The organism is Streptomyces sp. NPDC034085 (assembly GCF_055575555.1).
In genome coordinates, this window is sequence record NZ_JBVISL010000002.1 from 772,262 (window position 1) to 796,042 (window position 23,781).

General features: G+C 75.5%; 14 protein-coding genes. 9 read left to right on the top strand and 5 right to left on the bottom strand.

The window, feature by feature from the left end; genetic code table 11:
- Positions 1-5: 5 nt before the first annotated feature.
- The 5 genes from ACZ501_RS08985 to fxsT all read left to right on the top strand — a co-directional run bounded on the left by ACZ501_RS08985 (position 6) and on the right by fxsT (position 10,637).
- Positions 6-4,427, top strand: a complete 4,422-nt coding sequence (locus tag ACZ501_RS08985; RefSeq protein ID WP_468793524.1) for an SAV_2336 N-terminal domain-related protein — start codon at positions 6-8, stop codon at positions 4,425-4,427.
- 153 nt (positions 4,428-4,580) lie between these two features.
- Positions 4,581-4,787: an FxSxx-COOH cyclophane-containing RiPP peptide gene (fxsA, locus tag ACZ501_RS08990; RefSeq protein ID WP_361607419.1), complete on the top strand. Its 207-nt coding sequence runs from the start codon at positions 4,581-4,583 to the stop codon at positions 4,785-4,787.
- A gap of 95 nt (positions 4,788-4,882) precedes the next feature.
- Positions 4,883-6,151, top strand: a complete 1,269-nt coding sequence (locus ACZ501_RS08995) for an FxsB family cyclophane-forming radical SAM/SPASM peptide maturase (RefSeq protein ID WP_468793526.1) — start codon at positions 4,883-4,885, stop codon at positions 6,149-6,151.
- On the top strand, positions 6,148-7,557 hold the full coding sequence (locus tag ACZ501_RS09000) for an HEXXH motif domain-containing protein (protein WP_468793528.1): 1,410 nt from the start codon (positions 6,148-6,150) through the stop codon (positions 7,555-7,557). The genes ACZ501_RS08995 and ACZ501_RS09000 overlap by 4 nt, the downstream gene beginning before the upstream one ends.
- A 77-nt stretch (positions 7,558-7,634) precedes the next feature.
- Positions 7,635-10,637 (top strand): FxSxx-COOH system tetratricopeptide repeat protein, encoded by a 3,003-nt coding sequence (gene fxsT / locus ACZ501_RS09005; RefSeq protein ID WP_361607428.1) that lies wholly within the window; start codon positions 7,635-7,637, stop codon positions 10,635-10,637.
- 125 nt (positions 10,638-10,762) lie between these two features.
- Here the strand turns inward: fxsT and ACZ501_RS09010 are convergent, their stop codons facing one another.
- From ACZ501_RS09010 to ACZ501_RS09025, 4 genes are all read right to left on the bottom strand, one after another.
- Positions 10,763-14,662: a multifunctional oxoglutarate decarboxylase/oxoglutarate dehydrogenase thiamine pyrophosphate-binding subunit/dihydrolipoyllysine-residue succinyltransferase subunit gene (locus ACZ501_RS09010; RefSeq protein WP_361607431.1), complete on the bottom strand. Its 3,900-nt coding sequence runs from the start codon at positions 14,660-14,662 to the stop codon at positions 10,763-10,765.
- A 258-nt stretch (positions 14,663-14,920) separates the two neighbouring features.
- Positions 14,921-15,943: a HAMP domain-containing sensor histidine kinase gene (locus ACZ501_RS09015; RefSeq protein WP_362465762.1), complete on the bottom strand. Its 1,023-nt coding sequence runs from the start codon at positions 15,941-15,943 to the stop codon at positions 14,921-14,923.
- A gap of 65 nt (positions 15,944-16,008) precedes the next feature.
- Complete coding sequence (locus ACZ501_RS09020; RefSeq protein WP_361607436.1) at positions 16,009-16,749, bottom strand: response regulator transcription factor; 741 nt, start codon at positions 16,747-16,749, stop codon at positions 16,009-16,011.
- Positions 16,750-16,855: 106 nt separating this feature from the next.
- On the bottom strand, positions 16,856-17,413 hold the full coding sequence (locus tag ACZ501_RS09025; RefSeq protein ID WP_468793530.1) for a hypothetical protein: 558 nt from the start codon (positions 17,411-17,413) through the stop codon (positions 16,856-16,858).
- A gap of 103 nt (positions 17,414-17,516) precedes the next feature.
- Between ACZ501_RS09025 and ACZ501_RS09030 the strand changes: the two genes are divergently transcribed.
- From ACZ501_RS09030 to ACZ501_RS09040, 3 genes are all read left to right on the top strand, one after another.
- Positions 17,517-18,866, top strand: coding sequence for a glycosyltransferase family 39 protein (locus ACZ501_RS09030; RefSeq protein ID WP_468793533.1), 1,350 nt, complete (start codon positions 17,517-17,519; stop codon positions 18,864-18,866).
- 315 nt (positions 18,867-19,181) lie between these two features.
- Positions 19,182-20,018, top strand: coding sequence for a sulfurtransferase (locus ACZ501_RS09035; protein WP_361611628.1), 837 nt, complete (start codon positions 19,182-19,184; stop codon positions 20,016-20,018).
- 83 nt (positions 20,019-20,101) lie between these two features.
- Positions 20,102-20,851, top strand: a complete 750-nt coding sequence (locus ACZ501_RS09040) for a DUF4097 family beta strand repeat-containing protein (protein ID WP_468793536.1) — start codon at positions 20,102-20,104, stop codon at positions 20,849-20,851.
- Here the strand turns inward: ACZ501_RS09040 and ACZ501_RS09045 are convergent.
- Positions 20,848-21,243 (bottom strand): RidA family protein, encoded by a 396-nt coding sequence (locus ACZ501_RS09045; protein WP_361605193.1) that lies wholly within the window; start codon positions 21,241-21,243, stop codon positions 20,848-20,850. The genes ACZ501_RS09040 and ACZ501_RS09045 overlap by 4 nt on opposite strands.
- A 130-nt stretch (positions 21,244-21,373) precedes the next feature.
- On the opposite strand from ACZ501_RS09045, the gene lon reads away from it, so the two are divergent.
- Positions 21,374-23,770, top strand: a complete 2,397-nt coding sequence (gene lon / locus ACZ501_RS09050) for an endopeptidase La (protein ID WP_361605196.1) — start codon at positions 21,374-21,376, stop codon at positions 23,768-23,770.
- Positions 23,771-23,781: the final 11 nt, after the last annotated feature.

The window sequence follows — 23,781 nt, forward strand, 5'->3', positions numbered from 1 at the left end:
CCGGAGTGCCCCAGGAACCCGTCGACCCCGGCGGTGCCGGCCCGGGCGGTGCCGCCGGGCCCGCCGCGCCGGAAGGAGCCGCCGAGCTCCGCGCCCTGGCCGGGCTGCTGCGCGCCGCCGGGCTCGATCCGTCCGCCGAGGAGCTGGCCGACGCGCTGTGGCTGGCCGGGCGCACCCGCATCGCCGCCGCCGGGGCAGCGGGCGCCGGCCCGGCGTCCGGCTCCGCCGCGCCGGAGGAACCGCCGGGTCCGCCCGGGCCGTCGAGTGCCGCCGAGCCCGCCGCGGAACCGCCGGCGGAGCCGGAGCGGGAGGAACCGGAGGTCGAGGACCCGGTCCGGCTCTACCCCGCCGGGCAGCGGCCCGCCCCCGACACCGGCGCGGCCGCCGGGATCCCGGTCGCGGGCGCCGTCCCCGTACGGGTGCCCGGGGCGGCCGCGCTGCCCCGGATCCTGGAGATCCAGCGGGCCCTGCGCGCCCTCCAGCGGCACCGGCCCCCCGGCCGCCCCACCCGTACCGTGCTCGACGAGGCCGCCACCGTCGAGGCCAGTGCCCGCGCCCTCGGACTGGTCATCCCGGTGTTCCGGCCGGAGAGCCGCCGCGAGGCGACCGTACGGCTGGTGATGGACGCCTCCCCCTCCATGGCGGTCTGGCAGGAGATGTTCGAGGAACTCCGGGCGGTCTGCGAACGCCTCGGCGCCTTCCGCGACGTCCAGGCCCACCACCTGCACCGGCTCGCGGACGGCACCGCCGCCGTCGGCCGCGGCCCCGCGCCCGGCCCCGGCCTGCGCTCCGGGGACCAGCTCCGCGACCCCACCGGGCGGGCCCTGACCATCGTCGTCTCCGACTGCGCCGGGCCGGTGTGGCGGGAGGGCGAAGCGCAGCGGCTGCTGCACCGGTGGGCCGAGTGCGCGCCGTGCGCGGTCGTCCAGCCCCTGCCGCAGCGGCTGTGGAGCCGCAGCTGGCTGCCGACGGAACGCGGAGTGCTGGAACGGGCCGCCACCGCCGGGGGCCCGGGCGCGGGCGGCGCCGGCCCGGGCGGCGGGCCGCGGCTGCGTTTCCGGCCCGAGCGGCCGCCCCGGCCCGGCCGGCCCACCGGCGGCCTCACCGTGCCCGTGCTCCCGCCGAACGCCACCGCCCTCGGGGCCTGGGCACGGCTCGTCGCCGGGCTCGGCACCGGGCCCGTCCCCGCCGAGGTGGGCCGGGTGCTCGCCCGCCACCCCGCCGCCCCCGTCCCGCTGCCGCCCACCGGCCGGCCGCCGCACGAACTGGTGCGCCGCTTCCGCTCCTCGGCCGCGCCCGGCGCCGTCCAGCTCGCCGTGTACCTGTCGGCGGCGCCGCTGACCCTGCCCGTGATGCGGCTGGTGCAGCGCACGATGCTGCCCGACTCGGAGCCCTCCGACCTGGCGGAGGTCCTGCTCGGCGGGCTGCTGCGGCGCAGCGGGGAAACCCCCGGGCAGTGGTACGAGTTCGTGCCGGGGGTGCAGGAGGTGCTGCTGGGGCCGCTGGGGCGGGACGAGGCCGCGCTGGTCCTCAAGCACTGCTCGGAGTACGTACAGGCGCACTTCGGCCGGGGCGTGCGCAACTTCCCCGCGCTGGCCGTCGCACAGCTCACCGGGGAGCCGGCGGACGCCGGCCCGGACGCGGACCTGGACTCGGACGCGGACCCGGACCCGGCCACCGCGCCGGCGACCGGGCCGGACGCCGCGCCGGAGGGGGGCCGGGTGCCGCCGGGGCGGCTCCCGCAGGCCTTCGCGCAGGTCTCGGCGAAGGTCGTACGCCGCTACCTGCCGGGCCCGCCCGAGGAGATCCCGGCGCCCCCGCCGGCACCGGTGGCGGTCGCCGACCCGCCGGCCGGCCGTGCCCGGGCGCTCCGCGCGGCCCGGGAACGGCTCGCGGCGCGCACGGCCGACGCGGACGCCGGGCCCCTGTACGAGGCCGCCGCCCTGCTGCGCCGGGCCGTGGCCGCCCCGCCCGGAGCGGGAGACCCGCCCGAGGAGGCCGAGACCGAACTCGCCGGGGTGCTGCTGGGGCTGTGGGCCGTCCAACGCGACCCCGAACTCCTCGACGAGGCCGAACGGGCCGCCACCGGGCTGCGCACCGCCGCCGGCCGGGCCGCGATGGGGCGGGTGCTGTACGAGCGGGCGGTGGCCGCGGGCCCCGCGCCGGAGCTGCTGACCGCCGCCGACCGGGAGTTCGCGGCCGCGGGCGCGGCGGCCGCCGGACCGGAGCTGCGCCGCGACTGCGGCGTGCACCGGGCCCGGACCCTGATCCGGCTGAGCGCGCTGCGCGACGACGCCGGCCCGCTGCGCGAGGCGCGGGCGGCGCTGGAGCCGCTGGCCTCCGGGAGCGGGGCGGCGGACCCCGAACTGCTGCTGGCCCTGGGGCGCGTACTGGTGGCCCTGCTCCCGCGCACCCCGGACCCGGCCGAACGCACCGCCCTGGCGGAACAGGCGGCCACCACCCTGACAACGGCCCTGACGACCCTCCTCCCCCCGCCGCCGAGCCCCGGCCCGGGGCGCGACCCCGCCGGGGGCTCCGCCCCGGTCGCGGGTGGGGGCGGGGGCCCTGCTCCGGGGCCGGAGTCCGGCCCGGCGGAACCGGGCCCTGCCGCAGGGGCGGACCGTTCCGGACCGGACTCCGCCGTTCAGCCGGTCCCCGGGGGCGGTGTCGGCCCGGGTCCGGCCGCCGACTCCGGCTCGGCCTCGGGTGCCGACCCCGGGTCGGACACCGACGGGGCAGCGGGTCCGGGCGACCCGCACCCCGCGGCGGGAACGGCCGTTTCGGGCTCCGGCTCCGATCCCAGCCCCGGCCCGGCTGCGCCCGCGGGTCCGGCTTCCGGCTCCGACGCGCGTCCGGGGTCCGGGTCCGGGCCGGCTGCCGCCGCGGGCCGGGCCTCCGGGGCGGTGTCGGGCCGCGCCCCCGACGAGGCTCCCGGGTCGGATGCCGGTCCGGGTGCTTCGGCCGGCCGGGCCGGCTCCGGGCACGACCCCGCTCCGGCCTCCGGCCCAGGGGCGGAGGGGTTCCCCGGCCGGGCTTCCGGCTCCGGCCCGACTGCACCGGCAGGTCTGGCTTCCGGCTCCGACGCTGGTCCGGGATCCAGGTCCGGGCCGGCTGCCGCCGCGGGTCGGGCCTCCGGGGCGTCGGACCCGGTCCCCGACCAGGCTTCCGGGTCGGGTGCGGGTCCGGGTGCTTGGGCCGGCTCCGGGCACGGCCCCGCTCCGGCTTCCGGCCCGGGGGCTGAGGGGGCTTCGGATCGGGCTTCCGGCTCCGGCCCCGGGGCCGGCGTACCCGGAGCCGAAGCCCCGGCCACGCCTCCTCCCGACCACGGTTCCGGGCCCACCGCCGGACCCGGCCCGGGGGCGGTGTCGGGTTTCGCCGCAGGACCGGAAACGGGTTCCGGCCCGGGTGCGCGGGCGGGGTCGGCAGCCGGCGCGGGCCCGGGGTCCGGTTCCGCCGCCGGATCCGGGGCGGGGGCCGCGCCCGGGGGCGGCTTCGGCGGGCCCGCGTGGGGCCCGGTGCGGCCGGCCGGCGCGGCGCGGCGGCGGCTCGTCGTGCGGGTCCGGGTGGAGCTGGCCGGGGCGCTGCGGTACCTGCCCGCCCGGCTGGATGAGGCGGCCGGGCAGCTGGCGCGGGCCCTGGAGGAGGCCACCGGGGAGTCCGGGCTGCGGCTGGCCGCTCTGCTGGGCCTGGCCCGGGTGCACCGGGCGCGGTACGCGCGCGACGCGGACCCGGCGGCCCTGGAGGAGGCGGCCGAGGCGTACGGCCGGGCCCGGCGGCTGATCCCCCGGGACGGGGAGGCCTTCCGGGAGCTGCTGCCCGAGTGGGGCGACGTACTCCTGGACCGGGCGCGGGCCGCGGACGGGCGTCCCTTCGCCTCCACCGCCGTACGGGTGCTGCGCGAGAGCCGCGCCGCGGTGCCCCAGTCCGACCCCGGGGCGGCGTACCGGCTGATGCGGCTGGCCACCGGGCTGCGGCTGCGGCACGCCTACGAGGGCGACCTGGTCGACCTCCGGGAGGCGGAGTACCTGCTGGAGCTGGCCGGGCGGCAGGGCCACCTCCCGCTGGAGCGGGCCCGTGCCTGGCGGGAGCACGGCGACGTGCAGCAGGAGATCCACGCCCACACCCGCACCGCCGACCGCCTCGACCGGGCGGCGGACTCCTACCGCCGGGCCTGGCGCGCCGCGTTGGAGGCCGACCAGGCCCCCCGTGACGCCGACCGGGCCGCCCGCGACGCCCGCCCGGCGCTCCAGCTCGCCGCCCGGGTCCAGGAGTTGCGCGGCGAGGTGCTGGAGCGGCTCGCCCGCCCCCGCGCCGCCCTGGACGCGTACCGCGCGGCCCTGGAGCTCTGGCAGCGCCAGGGCCTGCCGGACGGCGAGCGGGCCCGGGCCGTCCTGGACCGCATGCGGGCCCTGGAGGCGGGTCCCTGAGCCGTTTCCCCCCGCCGGGCGCAGGGAAAGGGTGGTGGACCGCAGGACCACCACCCCCGGGCCCGGCACACGCACACACCGCACACCGGCGAAGCACACCGCACACCGCACACCGGCAGAGCACACCGCACACGACAAGGGGACGGGCAGCCCATGGTGACCGGACGTCAGGAAACGGCAGCGCCACCGACCGGCCCGTGCCCCGGGCCGCGGCCCGGGCTCCCGGACCTCTCCGGAATCGACCTGGCCGCGCTGCGCGGCATCGACCACCCCGTGCTCGCCGAGGTCATCGCCGGCCTGGTGGACCGGGTCACGCACCCCGCGGAAATCCTCAACGCGTTCGACTCGGGGGTCGCCTGACGGCCCCGCCGCGTGTCGGAGTTGACCACTTTCCGCCGTTAGCCGGGCCCGCGCGGAGGGCAGGGATGGACCGTCCGCAGCGAGAGGTACAGGCGATGAGCCAAGCGATCACGAGCGGTCCCACGCTGCCCGCGCACCGGACCCTCGCAGGTCACGCACGCCACGCCCGCTGGCCGTACGCCCGGCTCGACGTCGCCGGCCTGCGCGCCGCCGGCCACCGGCCGCAGCCGATCCGCCAGTTCGTGCTCAAGACGCACAGCCGCTGCAACCTCGCCTGCACCTACTGCTACGTCTACGAGATGGCCGACCGGAGCTGGCGCACCCGCCCCGCCGCCATGGCCCCCGCCACCGCCCTGCGCGCCGCCGAGCGGATCGCGGAGCACGCCGCCGCCCACGACCTGTCCCGCGTCGACCTCGTCCTGCACGGCGGCGAACCCCTCCTCGCGGCGCCCTCCGCCCTGGCCGCCCCCGTCGAGGCGGTACGCGCCGCCGTGGCCCGGCGCGCGCCCCGCACGCGGGTCACCGCCGGCGTCCAGACCAACGGCACCCTGCTGACCTCCGCCCGGCTCGCCGAGCTGGCCACGGCCGGGATCCGGGTCGGCGTCAGCCTCGACGGCGGCCTGCCCGCCCACAACGGGCGCCGCGTCGACCACGCCGGCCGGCCCGGCTTCGACGCCGCCGCCCGCGGGCTGCGGCTCCTGGCCCGGCATCCCGAGAGCTACGCGGGGGTGCTGTGCGTGGTGGACATCGCCCAGGACCCGGTGGAGACGTACGAGTCCCTGCTCGCCTTCGCCCCGCCGAGCATCGGCCTGCTGCTGCCGCTGGCCAACTGGAGCACCCCGCCGCCGGGCCGGCCCGGGCACGGGACCCCGTACGGGGACTGGCTCCTCGCCGTCTTCGAACGCTGGTGGCACGACGGGGTGCGGCGCACCCGGATCCGCATCTTCGAGGAGGTCATCGCACTGCTGCTCGGACTGCCCGCCGCCACCGAGACCCTGGGCCTGGCGCCCGTCACCACCGCCGTCATCGAGACCGACGGCAGCATCGAACAGGCCGATTCGCTGAAGTCCGCCTACGAAGGGGCCGCCGCGACCGGGATGACCCTGGAGGGCCACAGCTTCGACGAGCTGCTCGACCACCCCGGCTTCGCCGCCCGCCAGCTCGGCCGGGACGCCCTCGCGGCCGGCTGCCGGGCATGCGAGCTGGTCGAGGTGTGCGGCGGCGGGCACTACCCGCACCGCTACCGGGCGGGGGAGGGCTTCCGCCAGCCGTCGGTGTACTGCGCCGACCTCCAGGCCGTCATCCGGCACATCGCCCGCGCCCTGCACGAGGCCGCCACCACCACCGGGCGGGCCGCATCATGACCGACGGCACCAGCACCGGCACGACCGGCGCCCCGACGGGCGCCACCACCGGCACAGGCCCCGGCACCACCACCGGCACAGGCCCCGGCTCCGGCACCACCACCGGCCTCCCCGCCCCCCGCACCGGTCCCGACGCCTCCCCGCCGCCGGCCGCTCCCGCCGACCTCACCCCGTTCTCCGTCAGCTCCCACACCCTGCGCGCCCTCGCCTCCACCGAGCCCTCCGCCGAGGGCAGCCGCCTCGTGCGCGACGTGCGCCGCTCCAAGCGGCTGCTCCTGCTGCGGGCCGTACTCGACGCCGCCCCCGGCCCGGAGGCCGCCGAGTACTGGGCGCTGCTCGAAGAGGCCGAACGCCAGGACCCGGACGCCGTGCACGACGTACTGCACTACCCCGCCACCGGCGTCTGGGCCGAGGAGACCCTGCGCCGCCTGCACGCCCCCGAGGGCCCGCCGCCCGACCTCGGCCACCTCGGGACGCTCGCCGTCGCGGCCGCGCTGCGCGCCGGGATCGGCTTCAAGGCCACCCTGCGCCCCGTCAACGGCCGCCTCGTCCTGCCCACCCTGGGCCTGCTGCGCCCCCAGCGGCCCGGCCGGCTCGCCCTGACCGAACGCTCCTGGGCCACCGCCGACGTCGTCCCGCTGCACGCCCTGCCCGGCGGCGGCCCGACGGCCCTCGACGACCTCGACCCCTACCGGGTCGCGCCGCCGGACCCCGCCACCGGCGCCCTCCCCGTCCGGGCGGCCCGCCGGCTCACCCCCAAGGGCCACAAGCGCTGGGACATCCAGTGGTCCGGCGCCCTCACCCTGCTGGGCCGCTACGACTCCGCGCGCGCCGAGGAGATCGGCCAGCTGCTGCGCTCCGTGGTCCCGCTGGCCGGCGGCGCCCGCTCCAGCGGCGCCACCCTGCCCGCCGCCGCCGGCTCCGTACTGGCCCGCGCGCAGGCCCCGCCCGCCCTGGCCGCGACCCTGGTCCACGAGGTGCAGCACGGCAAGCTCACCGCCCTCACCGACGTCCTCACCCTGCACACCGCCGACCGCACCCCCCGCCACTGGGCGCCCTGGCGCCGGGACCCCCGCCCGCTGGAGGGGCTGCTGCACGGGGCCTACGCCCACCTGGCCCTCGCCGGGTACTGGCAGCACGCCGCCCTGTACGGGGCCCGCGGCGCCTGGGCCCAGCACGCCCGGGTCCGCGCCCAGGTCGCCGCCGTCCTGCCCGCCCTGCGGGCGCACCCCGCGCTCACCGTCACCGGGCGGGAGTTCGTCGACGGCATGGCCGCCGCCGAGCGGGCCATGGACGCCACCCCACCGCCCGGCGACCAGCACGCCACCGCCCGCCGCACCCTGGAGCGCGAACGCCGCGCCTGGTGCGAGGCGCACCCCGAACTCGCCCCGTTCGTGGGGGTATGACGCCCCGTCCGCTGCGGTACCTTCAAGCGCACCGCACCGCACCCCGTCCACCGCACGGACCCCAGGGAGACGGCCGCATGACCGGTACCGCCATGCGTCACGACCGCGACGGAGCCGCCCCGGCGCAGCGCTTCGTCATCAGCTTCGCGGGCTTCAACCGGCCCTGGGCGGTGTGGATCGCCCACCGGCTGGAGGAGCACGGGCACCGCGTCGCCCTCCAGCGCTGGGACCCGCAGACCGGCCCCGGCCTCACCGCGGCCCTCGACGACCTGGCCCGGGCGGGCGGCAAGGTCCTCGTGGTGCTCAGCGAGCGCTACTTCTCCGCCGGCACCTACACCGACGAGGAGTGGAACGCGGCCCTGCGCACCGTCACCGAGGCCCACCCCGACCGGTTCGCCGCGGTCTGCCTCACCGACGCGCCGCTGCCCAGTGCCGTGGCCGCGCTGGAGAAGACCGACCTGTGGGGCCTGGACGCCTACGAGGCGGAGTACCGCGTCCTGCGCCGGCTGGAGCTGCCCACCGACCGGATCGGCACCGAGAGCGGCCGCCGCGGCCCCCGCTTCCCCAACGACCCGCCCGAGGTCTGGGGCCGCGTCCCGCGCCGCAACCCCCGCTTCACCGGCCGCAACGACGTCATCGGCCGGCTCCGCGACGCCCTCACCGAGGCCCCGCCCGGCGCCTCCACCGTCACCCTGCTGGGGCTCTCCGGAGTCGGCAAGACGCAGGTCGCCACCGAGTACGCGTACCGCTTCGCCTCCGAGTACGACGTGGTGTGGTGGGTGCCCGCCGAGGACCGGCCCACCCTGCGCGAGCGGCTCGCCGACCTGGCCCCCGAGCTCGGCCTGCCGCTCGGATCGGGCAGCTACGGCGAGCAGATCCGGGCCGTGCTGGAGGCGCTGCGGCGCGGATCCCCGTACCACCGCTGGCTGCTGGTCTTCGACGGCTGCGACCACCCCGACGACCTCACCGACCTGCTGCCCTCGGGCGCCGGCGACGTCATCATCACCTCCCGCAACCGCGAATGGGCCGCCCGGCACACCAGCCTCGTGGAAGTCCCCCTCTACGCCCGCCCCGAGTCCGTCACCTTCATCCGCCGCCGCGCCCAGCGCCTGACCCGGGACGAGGCCGACCAGCTCGCCGAAGCGCTGGAGGACTACCCCCTCGCCCTCGACCAGACGGCCGGCTGGCTCGCCGACTCACCCCTCGGCGTCGGCGAGTACCTCGACCTGCTCCAGCACCGGCTCGACTCCCACGAGGCCGTCACCCTCTCCGACGACTACCCGCTGCCCTTCCCGACCGCGCTGGCGATACTCCTCAACAACGTACGGGACAACTTCCCCGACGCCCTCGCGCTGCTGCGGCTGTTCGTCTTCTTCGCCCCGGGGCGGGTCCCGCTGCGCCTGCTGCGCGAGTTCCCCGCCGAAGGCGTCCCCGAGCACCTCGCCGGGATCCTGGGCGACCAGATCCGCTGGAACGCGGCCCTCAACAAGCTCGTCCAGTTCTCCGTGGTCCGCCTGGAGTACTCCGACCTCTCCGTCGAGGAGGGCGGCGGCCTGGAGACCGTCCAACTGCACCGCATGGTCCACAACATCGTCCGCGAGAACCTCGCCGAGGACGAAGCCGGCCGGCTCTCCCGCGCCGTCCGCCGCGTCCTCGCCGCCGCCGACCCGGGCCGCCCCGCCGACTCCCGCCTCTGGCCCCGCTACGCCGAACTCATCCCGCACCTCGACCACGCCGGGGTGCTCACCAGCAGCAACCCGCGCATCCAGAACTTCCTGCTGCACTGCCTGCGCTACCTGATCCTCGCCGGCGAGTACCGCACCTGCCTGCGGCTGTCCGAACAGACCGACGCCATCTGGCGCGCCATGCTCGGCGACGACCACGACCAGGTCCGCGAGCTCAGCTACCACTACGGCGGCGCCCTGCGCATGCTCGGCCACTTCCGCCGGGCCGAGACCCTCGCCCGCTCCGTCGCCGACCGCCTCCTCGCCGAACGCGGCGACCGCGACCTGGAGACCCTGCGCGCCACCAGCACCTACGCCGGGGTCCTGCTCAGCACGGCCAAGTTCGACCGGGCCCGGGAACTGCTGGAGCACGCCTTCGCCACCTACCGCGAACTCCTCGGCGAGGACGACTCCACCACCCTCGGCGCCCAGAACAACGTCGCCGTCGTCCTGCGCCTCCTCGGCCGCTACCAGGAGGCCTACGACACCGACCTGGACACCCTGCGCCGCCGCGAACGCGTCCTGCGGGTCCGGCACATCGCCACCCTCTCCTCCGGCATCGGCTGCGCCATGGGCCTGCGCCTGATGGGCCGCTACCGCGAGGCCCTGGCCCGCCAGGAGCAGGGCCTCAAACTGCACGTGCAGGTCCTCGGCACCAACCACCCCCAGACCCTGCGCGCCGAACACAACCTCGGCCAGTGCCTGCGCCGCACCGGCGACATCCCCGGCGCCGGATCCCGGCTGCGCAGCGTCCTGGAGCGCTCCACCCGGGTGTTCGGCGCGGAGTTCCCCTGGACCCTGATGGTCGCCTCCGACTACGCGACCTACCTGCGCGAGTACGGGGACATCGAGGAGGCCCGCCGGATCTCCGAGGAGGTCGTACGCGGCTACCAGTCGCAGCTCGGCCTCGCCCACCCGTACAGCATCGGCACGGTCGGCAACCTGGCCCTGGTGCTGCGCGCCCAGGGCGAGCGGACGGAGGCCCTGAACCTGGCCGAACAGGCCCTGGTCGGCATGCGGGGCGCCCTGGGCGACCGGCACCCCTGGACCCTGGGCTGCGCCCTCAACGCCACCGGCCACCGCAACATCACCGGCCGCCTGGAAGCGGCGCTGGACCTCAGCCGGGAGAACCTGCGCGGCTGCGCGCACGTCCTGGGCCCGGACCACCCGATGACGCTGAGCGCCCGGATCGCCCTGGCGGCGGACCTCCGCGCGGTCCGCGAGGACGCGGAGGCCTCCCGGCACGAGGAGGCCGGCCTGAAGGCCCTCACCCGCACCCTGGGCCCGCAGCACGTCCACACGGTCTCCGCCCGCCAGCAGACCCGCCCCTACTGGGACTTCGAACCCCAGCCGTAGCCCTGGCCGGGCACCCCGCGACACTTCAGCCCCGCCGGCGAGGCCGGGTTTTGCTGCGCCACGCAGGAAGGCCCGGCCCCCAGGTGGGGGCCGGGCCTTCCGTCATGTGCAGGTCGCGTTGGCGACTAGGCCTCGAAGACCTCGTCCATCAGCAGCTGCTGCTCCGCCTGGTGCCGCTTGGCGGAACCCACCGCCGGCGACGAGCCGTGCGGGCGCGAGACGCGGCGCAGCCGCTCGCCCGCCGGGATGTCGGCGCCGACCGCCAGGTCGAGGTGGTCGATCAGGTTCAGCGCGATGAACGGCCACGCACCCTGGTTCGCCGGCTCCTCCTGCGCCCAGATGTACTTCGCCGCGTTCGGGAACTTGGCGATCTCCGCCTGGAGTTCGGCGCCCGGCAGCGGGTACAGCCGCTCGATGCGGATGATCGCGGTGTCCGTGATGCCGCGCTTCTCCCGCTCGGCCTCCAGGTCGTAGTAGACCTTGCCCGCGCAGAAGACGACCTTGCGGACCGCGTTCGGGTCCACCGTGCTGTCGCCGATGACCGGACGGAAGGAACCGCTCGTGAACTCCTCCGCCTTCGACGCCGCCGCCTTCAGGCGCAGCATCGACTTCGGGGTGAAGACGATCAGCGGCTTGTGGTGCGGGTTGTGGACCTGCCAGCGCAGCAGGTGGAAGTAGTTCGACGGCAGGGTCGGCATCGCGACCGTCATGTTGTCCTGCGCGCACATCTGCAGGAAGCGCTCGGGGCGCGCGGACGAGTGGTCCGGGCCCTGGCCCTCGTAGCCGTGCGGCAGCAGCAGCGTGACGCCGGAGGTCTGGCCCCACTTCTGCTCGGCCGAGGAGATGAACTCGTCGACGACGGTCTGCGCGCCGTTGACGAAGTCACCGAACTGGGCCTCCCACAGCACCAGCGCGTCCGGACGGGCCAGCGAGTAGCCGTACTCGAAGCCCATGGCCGCGTACTCCGAGAGCAGCGAGTCGTAGACGTTGTAGCGGGCCTGGTCGTCCGACAGGTACAGCAGCGGGGTGTAGTCCTCGCCGGTCTCCCGGTCGATGAGGACCGCGTGGCGCTGGCCGAACGTGCCGCGGCGGGAGTCCTGGCCGGACAGCCGGACCGGGGTGCCCTCCATCAGCAGCGAGCCGAAGGCCAGGGTCTCGCCCATGCCCCAGTCGATGGTGCCGTCGTCGATCATCGCCGCGCGGCGCTGCAGCTGGGGCAGCAGACGCGGGTGGACGGTGACGCCCTCGGGGATGTTGACCTGGGACTCGGCGATGCGCTTGACGACGTCCTGCGAGATCGCCGTGTTCACGGCGACCGGGAACTCGCCCTGCGCGGCCGGGGCCGGAGCGGAGACCGCGGGCTGCGTGGCGGCCTCGCGGACCTCCGCGAAGACCTTCTCCAGCTGGCCCTGGAAGTCCTGGAGCGCCTGCTCGGCCTCTTCCAGCGTGATGTCGCCGCGACCGATGAGGGACTCGGTGTACAGCTTGCGCACCGAGCGCTTCTTGTCGATCAGGTCGTACATCAGCGGCTGCGTGAACGCCGGGTTGTCGGACTCGTTGTGGCCGCGGCGGCGGTAGCAGATGAGGTCGATGACCACGTCCTTGTTGAACGCCTGGCGGAACTCGAAGGCGAGCCGCGCGACGCGGACCACGGCCTCCGGGTCGTCGCCGTTCACGTGGAAGATCGGCGCCTCGATCATGCGGGCCACGTCGGTCGCGTACATCGAGGAACGCGAGGACTCCGGGGCGGCGGTGAAGCCGACCTGGTTGTTGATCACGACGTGGACGGTGCCGCCGGTGCGGTAGCCGCGCAGCTGCGACATGTTCAGCGTCTCGGCGACCACGCCCTGGCCGGCGAAGGCCGCGTCACCGTGCAGGGCCAGCGGAAGGACCGTGAAGTCCGTGCCGCCCTTGTTGATGACGTCCTGCTTGGCGCGGGCGACACCCTCCAGGACCGGGTCGACCGCCTCCAGGTGGGAGGGGTTGGCGACGAGCGAGACCTTGATCTGCTCGCCGTCCAGGCCGGTGAAGGTGCCCTCGGCGCCCAGGTGGTACTTGACGTCGCCGGAGCCGTGCATGGACTTCGGGTCGAGGTTGCCCTCGAACTCGCGGAAGATCTGCGCGTACGACTTGCCGACGATGTTCGCCAGGACGTTCAGGCGGCCGCGGTGGGCCATGCCGATGACGACCTCTTCGAGGCGGGCCTCGGCGGCCGAGTCGATGACGGCGTCGAGCAGCGGGATGACGGACTCGCCGCCCTCCAGCGAGAACCGCTTCTGGCCGACGTACTTCGTCTGCAGGAAGGTCTCGAACGCCTCGGCGGCGTTCAGGCGGCGCAGGATGCGCAGCTGCTCCTCGCGCTCCGGCTTGGTGTGCGGGCGCTCGATGCGGTCCTGGATCCAGCGGCGCTGCTTCGGGTCCTGGATGTGCATGAACTCGACGCCGGTGGTGCGGCAGTACGAGTCGCGCAGCACGCCGAGGATGTCGCGCAGCTTCATCATCGACTTGCCGGAGAAGCCGCCGACCGCGAACTCGCGCTCCAGGTCCCACAGGGTGAGCCCGTGCTCGGTGATGTCGAGGTCGGGGTGCTTGCGCTGCTTGTACTCCAGCGGGTCGGTGTCGGCCATGACGTGGCCGCGGACCCGGTAGGAGTGGATCAGCTCGAAGACGCGGGCGGCCTTGGTGACGTCGTCGTCGTGCGAGGCGTCGATGTCGCGGTTCCAGCGGACCGGCTCGTACGGGATCCGCAGCGACTCGAAGACGGAGTCGTAGAAGCCGTCCTCGCCGAGGAGCAGGTTCGCGACGATGCGCAGGAACTCGCCGGAGGCCGCGCCCTGGATGACCCGGTGGTCGTAGGTCGACGTCAGGGTCATGACCTTGGAGATGCCCAGCTTGTTCAGGGTGTCCTGCGAGGTGCCCTGGAACTCGGCGGGGTAGTCCATGGAGCCGACGCCCATGATGACCGACTGTCCGGGCATCAGGCGGGGCACGGAGTGGACGGTGCCCAGGCCGCCGGGGTTGGTCAGCGAGACGGTGACGCCGGTGAAGTCGTCCATCGTCAGCTTGCCGACGCGGGCGCGGCGCACGATGTCCTCGTAGGCCTGCCAGAACTCGAAGAAGTTGAGGGTCTCGGCCTTCTTGATGCCGGCGACGACGAGCTGGCGGTCGCCGTTGGCCTTCACCAGGTCGATCGCGAGGCCGAAGTTCACGTGCTCCGGCTTGACCAGGGTCGGCTTGCCGTCCTTCTCCGCGAAGGAGTAGTTCATGGACGGCATGGCCTTGATGGCCTGCACCATCGCGTAGCCGATGAGGTGGGTGAAGGAGATCTTCCCGCCCCGGGCGCGCTTGAGGTGGTTGTTGATGACGATGCGGTTGTCGAACAGCAGCTTCACCGGGACGGCGCGGACGGACGTGGCCGTCGGCACATCGAGGGAGGCGTTCATGTTCTTCGCCACGGCGGCAGCCGGGCCGCGGAGCGTCACCAGCTCGGGGCCCGCGGGGGCCTCGGTGGCGGGCGCGGCCTGCTTGGGGGCTGCGGGAGCGGAGGGGGCGGGCGCGGCCGGTGCGGCGGCCGGGGCCTGGGAGGTGACAGTCACAGCAGGGGCACCAGAGGGGGTGGCAGGAGCAGGGGCAGGAGCTGACACAGGTGTGGGCGCGGCGGCGGCGTTCGGCGCGGCGGCAGCGGCTCCGGTGGAGCCGACGCCCGCGGCGGAGGGCGCCGCCCCCGCGGCGGCGTCCACGGCCTTCGGGACCCCGGCGGTGGCGGTGGCGGCCTGTGCGGAGGCGCCGTCCGTCGTCGGGGTCCTGCTGGGTTCATCGGCCTTCACCGGAGCGGCAGCGCCCCCCGGCTTGTAGTCGGCGAAGAAGTCCCACCAGGCCCGGTCGACCGAATTCGGGTCCTGGAGGTACTGCTGATAGATCTCGTCGACGAGCCACTCATTCGCGCCGAAGCCTGAGGCGGGGTTCTTCCCGCCCTCTGCTGCGTCGGTCGTGGTGCTCGGGTTACTGGGGGACTGTGGCGACACGGCGGCAACCGCCCTCTTCCGCTTCACAAGGTATGGACAGCGGGGATAAAGGCTACGCCTCCCAGGGCGTGGGATGCAGGCCGGGCGGGACTTCCGTCGCGCAGGTCACACCGAACGGCGGGTTTCACCCATCGGAATGGCGGGAAACAAGCGTGGTTCGGGTAGGGGACAGCCAGGTTGCGACCCCCTAGGCCTCGCACCCCTGACGACCCCGGGCACGTGTGGCCGAGATCATGTCCTTCCCACTCGAACCCTACGTCAAGACGGCACCTGCGAGCTGCCCGGAAGGGTGACGAGGATCCGGCAGCCCCGTGACGATTCGGCCACGCCGATGTGCCCCCCGTGCAGGCCGACGGCCCAGCGGGCGATCGCCAGGCCCAGCCCGGTGCCCCCGTCGCCGCCCCCGTCCCCGCCTCCGGCGGAACCCCGGTTGAACCGCTCGAAGACCCGGTGGCGCTCGGACTCCGGGATCCCCGGACCCTCGTCGACCACCTCCAGCGCCAGGCTCCCCGGCGCCTCCCCGACCCGGGCGCGAACCGTCACCCGGCCGTGTGCCGGGCTGTGCTTGACCGCGTTGTCGATCAGGTTCGCCACCACCTGGTGCAGCCGCTCCGCATCCGCGTACGCGGTGAGCTCCGGCGGGTGCACGTCCAGGTGCAGGTGGACGTCGTTGCGGGTGTGCCCGCCCGAACCGGACGCCAGCCCCGGCCGCCCCGCGGCCGCCAGCCCCGACTCCTTCAGCACCCCCGACAGGTACGGCCACACCTCGAAACGGCGCGCCTTCAGCGGCACCACCCCGTTGTCCACCCGGGACAGGTCCAGCAGCGTGTCCACCAGCCGGCCCAGCCGCTCGGCCTGCTTCAGCATGGTCCGCATGGTCTCCGGATCGGCCTGCGAGACCCCGTCCACCACGTTCTCCAGCACCGCCCGCAGCGCCGCGATCGGCGTGCGCAGCTCGTGCGAGACGTTCGCGACCAGTTCTCGACGGTGCCTGTCCTCGGCCTCCAGATCGTCGGCCATCCGGTTGATCGTCGACGCCAGATCGCCGAGCTCGTCGCGGCGGCCCGCGCCGCGTACCCGGCGCGTGTAGTCGCCGTGGGAGATCGCCCGGGCCACCGTCGTCATCTCGTCCAGCGGGGCCGTCAGACCGTGCGCCACGAACTGCGTGATCAGCATCGAGGCGATCACGGAGAAGACGGTGATGAACCGCAGCTCCGTGGCCGTGCGCAGGGCCACCATCAGCAGCCCCGTCGTGATGAACACCGAGACCACGACGAGCATGCCCAGCTTCGTCTTGATCGAGAACGGCGAGTAGGGCCGCAGCCCGGGCCCGCGCTGCGGCCCGCTCACGCCTGCGCCGGGGTCTCCAGGGCGTACCCGACGCCGTGGACGGTACGGATCCGGTCCGCGCCGATCTTCCGGCGCAGGGCCTTGATGTGGCTGTCGACCGTACGGGTCCCGGACGCGTCGGCCCAGTCCCACACCTCCGCCAGCAGCTGCTCGCGCGACAGCACCGCCCGCGGCGTCCCCGCCAGGCACACCAGCAGGTCGAACTCGGTCGGCGTCAGGTGCACGTCCTCCGCCTGCACCCGCACCCTGCGCTGCGCGTGGTCGATCTCCAGGTCGCCCAGCCGCAGTGTCGCCCCGCGCGGAGCGGTCGCGGCCAACGTGGCCCGCTCGACCCGGCGCAGCAGTACGTGGACCCGCGCGGCCAGCTCGCGCATGGAGAACGGCTTCGTCATGTAGTCGTCGGCCCCGACCCCGAGGCCGACCAGCATGTCGGTCTCGTCGTCCCGGGCCGTGAGCATCAGCACCGGGACCGGGCGCTGCGCCTGGACCCGGCGGCAGACCTCCAGCCCGTCGAAGCCGGGCAGCATGACGTCCAGCACCAGCAGCTCGGGCTGCCAGCTCTCGGCGGCCGCGACCGCGGCCGGCCCGTCGTACGCCGTCTGCACCTGGAAGCCCTCGGCCCGCAGCCGGGCCGCGATGGCGTCGGCGATGGTGCGGTCGTCCTCGACCACGAGCACGCGCCGCTGGGCACCTGGTGTGGCCGCGGCGCCGTTGTGGGTGCTGTGTGTCAGTTCCATGTCCCGCCCCTGAAGATCCCGCGTGATGGGGTGCAGCGTAGAGGAGGCACCGGCCTGCGGCTATGCGGGGTTCGGACAGGACCGGAGGTTAACCGGAATCATAGATTCATCCCGTCGCGTCGAATCCCGGAAGCGCCTCCAGCACCTTCCGGAGCCCCGGCGCCAGCGCCGTCTGGTCGGCGGACACCTCGAAACCGCCGTGCACGAAGGCGTACGTGAACCCGTCGTAGACCGGCGGATCGGCCGTCGCCACGCGGGGCAGGTGCGCGAAGTCCGCCTCCCGCAGGGCGGTGCGCAGGGCCTCCAGGGCGGCGGGGGAGAGCCGCCCGGACCGCAGGTCACGGGCCCGGCCGTCCAGAAGGGTCCAGGAGCCGGCGCCGTTGACGACGACGGTGCGGGTCTGACCGGCGAACCCGCCGCTGCGGGTGACGCGGACCAGGGTCCGGGCATCGGGAGCGGGGGTCGCGTCGGGGTCGGGCGCCGGGGGTGCCGTGGTCGCCGGCGGTGGCGGGGCCGAGGCGGAGGGGGATGCGGACGCGGAGGCCGTGGCCGTCGGCGCCGCCGTCGCCTCGGGCGTCCCGCCGGAGCCGCCGCCACCGCACCCGGCCAGCACCACGCCCAGCAGCACCGCCGCCGCGACACCGCCCGCTCGGATCGCTCGCACACCCACCTCCGCAGGTACTCCGGCCGAACCCCGAGTATGGAGTGCCCGCACCGCAACGGAAAGCACCCCGGAGGCCGTCATCCGCCGCATCACCCCCTGGCGCGTGCTGCCCCCGCTGACCGCCCTGCTCCTCGGGCTGTGGGGGCTGCCGCGCGGCGGCGGTGGCGGCAGCATGTGGCGCGACGAGTCCACCACCTGGCAGGTCGCGCACCGGCCCCTCGGCGGCCTGGCGGAACTGCTCGGCCGGGTCGACGCCGTCCACGGGCTCTACTACCTGCTGATGCACGGCGTCTTCGCCGTGTGGGACGGCGGCCTGTGGGCGCTGCGGCTGCCGTCCGTCGCCGGCACGGCCCTCGCCGCCGCCGGCGTGGCCGCGGTGGCCCACCGGCTGGCGGGCGAGCGGGCCGCACTGATCGCCGGCACCGCCTACGCCGTGCTCCCGCCCGTGCAGATGTACGCCCAGGAGGGGCGCTCGTACGCACTGGTCGCGGCGGCCGTGGTGTGGGCGACGTACCTGATGCTGCGCGAGCGGTGGGCGGCCTACGCGGGGGTGCTCCTGCTGGGCTGCTGGCTGCACGAGTTCGCCGTACTCGCCCTGCCGGCGCACGCGTTCGCCGCGTGGAGGGCGCGGGGCTGGCGGTGGGCGGCCGGGGCGGTCGCCGTCGGGCTGCTGCCGCTGGCCTGGGTGAGCGCCCGGCAGGCGCAGGCGCAGCTGGGCTGGCTCGGGCGGCCGTCGTGGCAGGACTGGGCGGCGTACGGGGTGCTGGTGGCGGGGGTCGGGCTGCTGGTGCGGGGCGCCGCGGACCGGGAGCCGGTCCGGGCCGCCGTGCCGCTCGCCGTGCCGCTCGCCCTGCTGCCGCCGGGGGTGCTGATGGTGGTCTCGCTGGTGCACCCGTGGTACGTCGACCGGTACGTCCTGTACGCCCTGGCCGGCTTGGCGGTGCTCGCGGGGGCGCGGTTCGCGCGGGCGCGGGCGCGGGGGTGGTGGCCGTGGGTGCTGGCGGGGGTGCTGGTGGTGCCGCTCGGGGTGTGGTCGGCGTGGCTGCGGACCCCGGAGGCGCGCAAGGACGACGCGCTGGCGGTGGCCGCGGTGGTGCGGGAGCGGGGGCGGGCGGGGGACGCGGTGCTGTTCATGCCCTCACGGCGGCGGGAGTGGCTGCTGTCCTCGCCGGCGGTGTACGGGGCCCTGCGGGACGTGGCGCTGGCCCGCTCCCCGGGGGACTCCCGCACCCTCCAGGGCACCGAGCTGCCGCCGGAGGGCATCCGGGAGGCGGTGCTGGCCTCCCCGAGGGTGATCGCCCTGATGGACCCGGCGGACCAGCCGCTGGACCCGTACCCGGCGGAGGCGGCGAAGCGGGAGGCGCTGGCGGCGGGAGCGTTCGAGCGCTGCTGGGTGACGCAGACCCACGGCGCCCGCGTGGCGCTGTACGCCCGCGGAGGCTCCTGCGACTGACCGCTGTGCCATCCGCCGGGGTTGGCCCGTTGGGCGGGGGCTCCGTGTCGCAGCCCAATCCAGCCTCGCCGGCGTTTGAGGCGCGGGGGTCCGGGGGCCGGCCCCCGGGAAACGGTCCGCAGGCGCATGACCGGCGTCGGCACAACCAGCCTCGCCGGCGTTTGAGGCGCGGGTCCGGGCAGGGCCCGGGGAACGGGCGAAGGGCGGGTCGGGGACCGTTCCGCGCAGCGGCGTCGCGAGCTCACCCCGGGCCCGAAGGCAGGAGGAGGGGCACCATGGGGGGGTCGTTCCGTCCCGCCCCCCCCGGAGGTCCCCGTGCCCGCAACCGACATACCCGGCCCCCTCGTCGGGGCGCACTGGCTGGCCGCCCGGCTCGGAGACGTCGTGGTCTTCGACGCCTCCGTCGGGGCCCACCGCGGAGCCCCCGCGAGGATCCCCGCCGCACGCCCCTTCGACCTCGACGGAGCCCTCTCCGACCACGCGGCGGCGTCCCCGCACACGATGCCCTCCCCGGAGGACTTCACCGAGGCGCTGCGGGCCCTCGGGGTCGGCGACGGGGACACCGTGGTCGTGTACGACGCCGCCGGGGTCTACTCCAGCGCCCGCGCCTGGTGGATGCTGCGCGCGGCGGGGTTCGACCGGGCGGCCGTGCTGGACGGGGGCCTGCCCGCGTGGGCCGCCGCCGGGCTGCCCGTCGAGGCGCGGCCGGCGGCGTACGACGGCCCCCGCGGGTCCTTCACCGCCCGGCCCCGCGCGGGGCTGCTGGTGGACTCCGCCGCCGTCTCGGCGGCCCTGGCCGATCCGGCCGCCGCCGTGCTCGACGCCCGCACCCGCGAGCGCTTCGCCGGCACCGCCCCCGAGCCCCGGCCGGGGCTGCGCAGCGGGCACATGCCGGGCGCGCTGAACCTGCCGTTCGGCGAACTCCAGGGGCCGGACGGGCGGATGCGGCCCGCCCGGGAACTCCGCGCGGCCTTCGAGGCGTTGGCCGGGGAACGCGAGCGGCTCTGCTTCAGCTGCGGCTCGGGGGTGACGGCCTGCGTGCTCGCGCTGGGGGCGACCCTCGCCGGGTACGAGGGACTGTCGGTGTACGACGGCTCGTGGAGCGAGTGGGGCCTGCCCTCGGAGCTGCGGCCCGTGGTGGCCGGTCCCTGAAGGTGGGGTGGGGCTAGCCCCACCCCCCTTTCGGATACCTGCACCAGCGCGCGGCCCGCCCCGGGGTCGGCAGACTCGGCGGCATGGCACCTCACCTCACCCGCACCGCCCTCGCCGCCACCGCCGCGGCCCTGCTCCTGTCCGGCTGCTCCCTGGTGGAGGACGCGAGGCTGAAGACCGCCGGGGCCGACACGACGGTGACGGAAGCGGTCACGGCCGTGGAGCTGACGGGCCTTCGCCGGGGCTCCGTCGAGATCACCGCGGGCAGCGGCCCCGGGGTCACCGTCCGCCGCGTCGCGCACTACCGGGGCGACACGGCGCCCGTGCCGGAGCAGCGGGTCTCGGGCGGCGTGCTCAGCTTCACCGACGGCTGCGGGGGCGACGGGGACTCCTGCTGGGTCGACTACCGGCTGGAGGTGCCGGCTGCGGTGAAGGTCAAGGCCGGCAGCAGCAGCGGCGACATCACGGTGACGGGTGTGGCGGCCGCCGAGCTGGACTCCTCCTCCGGCGACGTGCGGGCGGAGCGGATCACGGGCCCGCTGAGGGTCCGTACCTCCTCCGGAGACCTCAGGGCCGCCGACCTGTCCGGCCCGGAGTTCGAGTTCCGTTCGAGCTCGGGGGACTCGACGGTCGGCTTCGCGAAGGCCCCGGCCTCGGTGTCCTTCACCACCAGCTCGGGCGACGTCACCCTGACGGCGCCGCAGGCCCCGTACCGGCTGTCGGTCAGCACCGGCTCGGGCGAACGGGACGTCACCCTCGGCGACTCCCCGGACGCCCCCTCCCGCATCGCGGTGCGCACCAGCTCCGGGGACATCCGGCTCGCCGCTTCCTAGGCGGCGGTCACGGCGTCGACCTCGACCTCCACCAGCCAGGCCGGGTCGATGAAGCGGGACACCTCCATGAAGGTCGTCACCGGGCGGATGCCGGCGAAGCGCTCGCCGTGGGCCCGGGCCGCCTCCTCCCACCGGGTGATGTCGGTCAGCAGGATCCGGGTCCGTACGACGTCGGCCAGCGAGGCGCCGGCCTCCTTCAGGGCCCGCTCGGCGATGTCCAGGCAGCGCACCGTCTGGGCGTGGACGTCGCCCGGGCCGACGGTGCCCCCGTCGTCCCCGATCGGCGCCGTGCCCGCCACCGCCACGTACTGTCCCGCCCGCACCGCGCGCGAGAAGCCGATCCGGGGTTCCAGGGGGGAGCCCGAGCTGACGGTGTGTCGTGTGTCTGTCATGGCGTCATGGTGCGGGTGGGGCAGAGGGCCATCCGTGATGTTCGCCCCCGGCGAACGGGCGTCGGGGAACACAGGGTGGCGCAGATGCATTGAGTCGGCATAGCTCAACTTCACTGCCGGAGGGAAGATCATGGCTTCGACGTCCGTAACGCTCACCCTGCCCGTACTGCCGCTCGACGATGAGGTCGTGCTGCCCGGGATGGTCGTTCCCCTGGACCTGTCCGACGCCGAGGTGCGCGCAGCCGTCGAGGCGGCGCAGGCGGCGGCCGGGAGCGGGAAGCCCCAGGTGCTGCTCGTGCCGCGGGTCGACGGGACGTACGCCGGCATCGGCGTGCTCGGGACCGTCGAGCAGGTCGGGCGGCTCTCCGACGGGGATCCCGGGGCGCTGATCCGCGGCCGCGGCCGCGTCCGGATCGGCGCCGGCACCACCGGGCCCGGGGCCGCGCTCTGGGTGGAGGGGGAGACCGTCGACGAACAGGTGCCCGACCCGCTGCCCGGGTCGGTCGCCGAGCTCGTCAAGGAGTACAAGGCGCTCGCCACCAGCTGGCTCAAGAAGCGCGGCGCCTGGCAGGTCGTGGACCGGGTGCAGCAGATCGAGGGGGTCTCCGCCCTCGCCGACAACTCCGGCTACTCGCCCTTCCTGACCGTGGCTCAGAAGGTGGAGCTGCTGGAGGCCATCGACCCCGTCGCCCGGCTCCGGCTCGCCGTCAAGGCGCTCAGCGACCACCTCGCCGAGCAGGACGTCGCCGAGGCCATCGCCAAGGACGTCCAGGACGGCGTCGACAAGCAGCAGCGGGAGTTCCTGCTCCGCCGCCAGCTGGAGGCCGTCCGCAAGGAGCTGCGCGAACTGGGCGGGGAGAAGGAGGGCGAGGAGTCCGACGACTACCGCGCCCGCGTCGAGGCGGCCGACCTGCCCGAGAAGGTGCGGGAAGCCGCGCTCAAGGAGGTCGACAAGCTGGAGCGGGCCAGCGACCAGAGCCCCGAGGGCTCCTGGATCCGCACCTGGCTGGACACCGTGCTGGAGCTGCCCTGGAACGAGCGCACCGAGGACGCGTACGACATCCGGGGCGCGCGGGCCGTGCTCGACGCCGAGCACGCCGGGCTGAGCGACGTGAAGGACCGCATCACCGAGTACCTCGCCGTGCGCAAGCGGCGCGGCGAACGGGGGATGGGCGTCATCGGCGGGCGGCGCGGCGGGGCCGTGCTCGCCCTCGTGGGGCCGCCCGGCGTCGGCAAGACCTCGCTGGGCGAGAGCGTGGCCCACGCCATGGGCCGCACGTTCGTCCGCGTCGCCCTCGGCGGCGTCCGCGACGAGGCCGAGATCCGCGGCCACCGGCGCACGTACGTCGGCGCGCTGCCCGGCCGGATCGTCCGGGCGATCAAGGAGGCCGGGTCCATGAACCCGGTCGTGCTCCTCGACGAGATCGACAAGGTCGGCTCCGACTTCCGCGGCGACCCCGCGGCCGCCCTGCTGGAGGTCCTGGACCCCGCGCAGAACCACACCTTCCGGGACCACTACCTGGAGGTGGAGCTGGACCTCAGCGACGTGGTCTTCCTCGCCACGGCCAACGTCCTGGAGGCCATCCCCGAGGCCCTGGCCGACCGCATGGACATCGTGCGCCTCGACGGGTACACCGAGGACGAGAAGATCGTCATCGCCCGCGACCACCTCCTGCCCCGCCAGCTGGAGCGCGCCGGGCTGACCACCGGGGAAGTGGTCCTGGAGGACGAGGCGCTGCGCAGGCTCGCCGGCGAGTACACCCGCGAGGCGGGCGTGCGCACCCTGGAGCGGTCCATCGCCCGGCTCCTGCGCAAGGTGGCCGCCCAGCACGAGCTGGGCGAGCGCGCGTTCCCCTTCACCATCGGCGCGGGCGAGCTGCGCGGCCTCATCGGCCGGCCGCACCACGTCCCGGAGTCCGCGCAGGACCCGGCGGAGCGGCGCACCGCGGTGCCCGGCGTGGCCACCGGCCTCGCCGTGACCGGGGCCGGCGGCGACGTCCTGTACGTCGAGGCGTCCCTCGCCGACCCGGAGACCGGCGCCGCCGGGCTCACCCTCACCGGCCAGCTGGGCGACGTGATGAAGGAGTCGGCGCAGATCGCCCTCAGCTTCCTGCGCTCGCACGGCGCGGAGCTGGAGCTGCCGGTCGCCGACCTGAAGGACCGGGGCGTGCACATCCACTTCCCGGCCGGCGCCGTCCCCAAGGACGGGCCGAGCGCCGGCATCACCATGACCACCGCGCTGGCGTCCCTGCTGTCCGGCCGCCAGGTCCGCACGGACGTGGCGATGACGGGCGAGGTCTCGCTGACCGGGCGGGTGCTGCCGATCGGCGGCGTCAAGCAGAAGCTGCTCGCCGCGCACCGCGCCGGGCTGACCACCGTGATCATCCCGAAGCGCAACGAGGCCGACCTGGACGACGTCCCGGCCGAGGTGCTGGAGGGGCTGGAGGTGCACCCGGTGACGGACGTGCGCCAGGTGCTGGAGCTGGCCCTCGCCCCCGCGGTGGTGTCCTACACCGAAGCCGCCTGACCGGCGCACAC